The 2118-nt window shown below is 39.2% G+C and carries 2 protein-coding genes; both read right to left on the bottom strand.

Going from position 1 to position 2118, the window contains the following annotated elements; translation table 11 throughout:
• Positions 1-583 precede the first annotated feature (583 nt).
• A complete protein-coding gene (locus FYJ57_RS14935; protein ID WP_328597505.1) occupies positions 584-1759 on the bottom strand; it encodes an IS91 family transposase in 1176 nt (391 codons plus the stop codon).
• Between the two features lie 2 nt (positions 1760-1761).
• A complete protein-coding gene (locus FYJ57_RS14930) occupies positions 1762-2016 on the bottom strand; it encodes a tyrosine-type recombinase/integrase (protein ID WP_331466684.1) in 255 nt (84 codons plus the stop codon).
• Positions 2017-2118: the final 102 nt, after the last annotated feature.

Raw genomic sequence — 2118 nt, 5'->3', positions numbered from 1 at the left:
GCGATTACATGTCACCAAATGACTACGAAGAACTATACCGTAGATTGCAACAGAACGAAGAGCCAATGGCAAGTTAAGATGGGGAAAACCTCATTTTAACTTGTACTAAATCTTGACATAGGACCAGTTTCTACTAATATTCGAGCTTAACAATAAAATTCCAGAGCATAAAAATAATACCCAAATTATAATATTTTCTTGATTTATCGCATTATACATCAAGCATATTATGCTTAATATAATCTGTACAATTGAACAAATCACTCCTATTTTTTGTGTCTTTTTATCCATAATTGTCTCCTCCATAAATTGTTAAGGAAACAATCGGAGTTGGTGTAAACGAAAAAGCAGTCTTGCGGTTTTATAAAACTGCCCTTTCGTTTACATCAATTTCGATTTTTCCTTGGTGAACAAAGTCGCGTCCCTTTCGCCACTATCTATGGGGATTCAATCTTTGCTCTCTTCCATAAGTCTATCATATCACATGGTTTATTAACAGATGGTTTTTGCCAAAAGAATTATTTTTAGGCATAACAAACAGACTCCCTTTACGGAAGTTTTTCGGACTATTCAGTTATATATTTTAACATCTCATATGTGCAAAAACAGATGGTGTATGCTTATCCGGAAGATGTGGAACCATTTTCCCTCCACAGGAAGAACATTTGCATACATCTATGTTATATAGCAGCCTGATCATTTCAGCGGCATTTCGGTTTTTCAATGCAGAAATATATTTTTTACATCCAAGCAGATTTCTACAATGCGTCATCTTTTTGCTCTTGTTTCGGCACGACAGCAAACCATAGTGCCGGATTCTGACAAAACGTTTTGGAGGAACATGCATTAAAAATCGACGGATGAACTCCTCACCCGGAACTGTTTTCTCTTTCCACTGACCTTTGTTTTTATAGTCTTTTACAGCATATGTAACAGTTGCTTCCGTCATGGACTTGATCCGATGATTACTAATTGCTATCCTGTGAGTATATTTTCCAAGATAATTTATGACTGACTGTGCTCCATTAAAAGTCTCCTTACAATAAGCAACCCAGTCTTTTTTATAGCACTCATCGAGAAGTTCTTTGAAGCAATAGTGATTTTGATATTTCTCCGCTGTACCATGAAACTCAAGCTTTGAATCATTCCACAGGCTTTTTAATTCGCACAAATATTTTCCACGGAACACTTTTGCAATGACCCCATACGGGAGAAAAAACTTCCCACCGGTATCTTTCCATTTGTTGTCCTTATCAAGTCCGCCACCTAGAACAATGGTATGGATATGAGGATGATAATTCATTGCAGAACCCCATGTATGAAGAATACAGATATATCCGATGTCAGCTCCCAGATACTTTGAATCTTTCGCCAGCTCGTTCAGAGTAGATGATGCAGCATGATACAGTGCATCATACAGAAGTTTCTGATTGCTATAAATGATAGGATGCAATTCCTCAGGGACCGTGAATACCACATGATAATAAGGTGCATCCAATACATTCTCCTTTTGCGCATCGATCCATTTTTCTTTTGGAAACTCCTGGCACATGGGGCAACACCTGCTTCTGCATGAATTGTTGTGAACACTGATACAGCCGCATTCCTCACAGACACTGATATTCACACCAAAAGCCCCGGTTTTACAGTTCATGATGTGAAAAGCTGCTTTTCTGTGGTGAGCAGGAAGCTCATGTGTTTTTTCATAAACAGGATAAAACCGTTCAAAGACATCCTGTATCGTACATGATTTTTCCACGATTACTCACCACCCATCTCATCAAATGGGCTTTTAATGCCGAGCAGAGTCTTATTGCTTACATGAAGATAAATCTCTGTTGACCTTGGATCGCGGTGTCCCAAAAGGGCCTGAATGTATTTCACGTCACACCCGGCTTCAAACAGATGGCTTGCGAAACTATGGCGCAAACAGTGTGTAGAGACATGTTTCTGAATTCCAGCCCTTTTTGCGCTTTCACGGAAGAACTGAATGATATTGTCAATATTGGTTGACACATTTATCTCAAAGATATCACTGCCTATGCAGCCAGTCCCAGAGATTCGTAGTATCTCTGGCGCTTGATCATCGGAGGAAGCCCACCGTTAGCAGAGCAGATC

The organism is Oliverpabstia intestinalis (assembly GCF_009696065.1).
Lineage (GTDB): Bacteria > Bacillota > Clostridia > Lachnospirales > Lachnospiraceae > Oliverpabstia > Oliverpabstia intestinalis.
This window is presented reverse-complemented; position numbering and strand designations above follow the sequence as displayed.